The organism is Bartonella sp. AA126HLJHH (assembly GCF_042197425.1).
In the GTDB taxonomy this organism is placed as follows: domain Bacteria; phylum Pseudomonadota; class Alphaproteobacteria; order Rhizobiales; family Rhizobiaceae; genus Bartonella.
Map to the genome: position 1 here is coordinate 1 of NZ_JBHIRU010000051.1, position 3,772 is coordinate 3,772.

Genomic DNA, 3,772 nt, shown 5'->3' on the forward strand with positions numbered 1-3,772 from the left:
TGATGTATCACCTCCAGCATCGCCTCCATTACCGCTTGTTTTACTCGTAATTCCATTCGTTCCAGCATAACCATTTCCGCCTTTGGCAATTCCTAGATGTTCATCCGTTGCTAAACCAAAGTTTCCACCTGTTCCTCCAGCACCGCCATCGCCTGAATAGTAGGTAGTCGTACCACCACCAAATCCCGTGTGAGATTGATAGGCAGAAGCACCCCCACCACCATGTCCTCCTGTCGCCGTAATAAAATTCTTTCCAACAGCTGTTGTTCCTCCAGAATTTCCTGTCGCACTGCGTGATGCAACAGAAGCGCCTCCTTTACCAATCAAAATATCTTGATGACCGTTTAAACTGGCTTTATAGCCATACCAGACTGAACAACCGCCACCGCCGCCACCTCCTCCTAATCTTGGCGTATCCGCTCCGCCACCACTACCGCCACCGCCCCATGCTTGGATCTCAACTTTAGTTTTATCCGTTACCCAATCAGGCCATTGAATTTTCCCATCCTGTGTATAGAGCAATTCAGCATCAGCAAGCGCAGACCAATTAATGAGTTTATCAACTAAGCCTTGTTTAATTTTTTTAATTTCTTGCTTGAGAATATCTATGTCTGATTTCGTATAAACAAGATCTCCATCGACTCTCAAAGGTCCTTTCAAGGTGCTTCCGTTTGTGTTTAAATTGGTAACCACTTCACCATTATGGATAAGGTTAAACGACGAATTACCCAACAGTTCTAAGCCACCACTCATAGTGACTTTGCTGGTAAATTTATTATAGCTTTGCCATTCATTTGGGCTTGTGAGGCGACCATAGCTTGTGAGATCTTCATTGATCTTGGCTCTAAAATCATCAAGCCCCACGATATCTTCGGTTTTATGTTGATGTGCGCCTAACAGTGAGACAGCACTCCCAAAGGTGAAGTTATTGTTGCTTGATTTATAGAGAACATAATTGTTGGCAGCATCGTGTGCACCCTCGATATCGCTTAAATCAGCAAATGAGAAGGTTTTATCGGCTGCCATTTTGCCATTGAGAGCGCTTTCTAGATTTGTGATTTCGCTTATGGTATGCGTGTGTTTTGAAGGCGCTTTTTCGTCTACCTTGTCCTCAACATCGGCTATTGCCTGATCAATTTTTGTCAAGTTTTCGCGCAAGATTGGGAATTCAGAACTGATAAAGCGACCTTCTTTAGGCAATTCCATGTCAAGTTTTTTGGTTTTGGTCATCTCTGTTCTCCCATCACAATATACCGGCGCCAAAATCACTCACCATTGACCGCGCTGCCGGTCCACCGGTAAGCGTGAGTTTGAGGCGCGCTTGTTTGGCTGTTTTATCGCTGCTCACAAATTTGCGCTCTGTCCAAAGGGGGGCGGATAACTGTTCTGTTTCGTCGAGTTTCAAAGGAACAAAAGCACCATCATCCAGTTGCATCTCGAGTGTAAAGGTTGCACCGCCCGGTAAAAAGGTTTTGATATAGCTGGTCAACCTTGCCTTTTCCCCAAAGGTAAAAGCACGGGTGACATAAGTGGCTGTTTTATGAATCTTCCCCGCAATCAATTGAACAGGCGCAAACAAGACGGGTGAGAGCTTCTCTGTCCCTTTGAGAATAGCGCGGAGCTTTACCTTTTCACTGATATATTCAGTAAGACTGAGTAATTGAAAGGGAAGGAGTTGATAAACCGTGCCGTTGTTTCTTTCAATTTCAAAGATGACAGAACAATCGCTTGAAGGCAATTCAATGGCTGCGCGTATTTGTAAATCAGAGCAGTCCACAAGATCAAAAGTGCCAAGATCAATGGTTTTTTCTGTTTGTGTGTAGCGTGCCGCCAGCACTCGAAAGGCTAAAGCCTCATCTTGATGAGCAGTCCAGCTCCTAGCATTGACAGAAGAAAAGCGTGGACCGGTCACGTAAGGGTGACTTGAGACAAATCTTTGGTGTTCTGCATCAAAATCCCCAAGCTTTGCTAGTGAGACAGAATGATCAGCATCATCGGTTTTAATGACAAAAGCCGTTAAGCGGTCATCCATCACAAGGAGTGGTACATCATAGCGTGCCTCTGCCCACCCTAGCTTTGCGCCCTTCATAGAATAAAAGCTTTGTGCTTGAATATCGGCGGTAGGATAGCCGTTTTCTGTAGTGACCAAATCAATCACCAAATCATGGTTCTGATTGCCGATTTTGCAAAGATGAAAGTCAATTCCTGTGATTTGCCGTGTTTCATCGGGGGTAAAAACTTGCGCTTGTGGGTCCACTTGCGTCCATATCTTCACCGTGGTAGTGCGCCGCATCACTTTCACATCAATCACGCCTTGACCGGTAAAAAGACCCGTAGCAATGGTTCTACCTTTTCCCCGTGCCACAACATTTTTTGTGCCAGCGGTGATATTTTGTGGAATCGTGAAAGTGCCTTCAAGGGTGCCTTTGCTATCTGCAACAAGCTTTGTTTTTGGTAAAACATTCACACCATCAAAGGTAAGACTTTCCAAGATTTCGCTACTGCCAAAACCTTCAATTTTGAAAGAAAGGGTAATTTGTCTCAAAAAATCGATTTTCTCTTGGGTTGCACTCACCAAATCGTCACTGATTTCTGTTTTACGAATGCTTCTCCCACGGTTCCATCCCATGTTCAGTTGATTGGTCACGCTTGAGAGCCAATCGGTGCGTTGTTCATGCCAAAAGTCTGTTGCGGGTTCAAGGGTTACTGTACCAGGCAGGGGTGCAAAATTTTGATAGGGGTTGATCTTTTCGCAAGCCGTTGTCAACTCTTGCGCAATGATCACTTCATTTGTCCAGTCAAGCGTAACAGGCGCTTTTAAAGGAGCAGTGTAAAAGGTTGGATCAATGGCGAGCTGTAAAATGCCGTTGCCTACAGCACCTGTTTGTTGAAAGCCTTCATCTCTGTAACTATCATCAAGAAAAGGGTCTGCGAACATGCCTTTTTTGGCAACAGGCTCTTTAGAGTCAACATTGCTTTTAATCCGTTCTAATTGCATCAGACGGTCAAGCGAAAGCACTCGTTGAAAATAGCGCCACATTTCATCATAGGGGGCAACCCGTGTGCCATCATTGACCACAACCGGCGTTTCAAGCCAATTGTTGGTAATGGTTGCAAGGGACAACACATCATCAGGGACATTTGGTGCCATGGGATGATCTGATGAAACTCCTTTGATATAGACGACATTGCCCCCCGTGTTGAGACCGATACGGTCAATGCGGGGCAATTTATAAGTGTAACTGACGATAATATCACCACCCTCCGCACCCCCTGAGACAGTGATTTCCTGCGCTGTTACTTTATCAGCCGTGATTTTTGCGCGATAGCGATAAGTCACCTTATAGCTGCTCCCTGCTAAAGGTTCGTCTCCCACCAGTGCCCAATCAATGGTGTCTCCTGTTTTTTTAAAATCTGTGCCTTCTTTAAATTCCTTGCTTCCTTGAACGATTTTGATAAACGCGGTGATGCTTTTATCAGGAACACCATCACGCCCAGCGGCAACGGCACCACGGGTGACGTTAACGGTTTTTTCTTTTGTCAACAAAAGAGACTGAATATCGGCAATAGGAAAATAATAGGGTTTAAAGGTGAAACTTGTTTTCCCTTTTGGGGGCGCAAAAATATGCGTTTCGCTAGGAACAACGCTTGTCGAAAAGTCCTCGAGTTCTTCATGACGCAAAGCCGCTAAGCGTTTGCGTTTAAAGCCATTGATATTGGCTTCTCCTTCTTGAATACTAAACACTTGGCAACCGTTATTGGCTCCCAATGC

2 protein-coding genes are annotated in these 3,772 nt (G+C 45.0%); both read right to left on the reverse strand.

Annotation, left to right across the window (positions count from 1 at the left end):
* The coding region (locus ACFIQC_RS09340; RefSeq protein ID WP_375707091.1) for a Bgr_08870 family protein at positions 1-1,230 on the reverse strand (1,230 nt) is incomplete at its 3' end.
* A gap of 13 nt (positions 1,231-1,243) precedes the next feature.
* Positions 1,244-3,772 (reverse strand): DUF4815 domain-containing protein (locus tag ACFIQC_RS09345; RefSeq protein WP_375707092.1); only part of this gene is annotated, 2,529 nt, incomplete at its 5' end.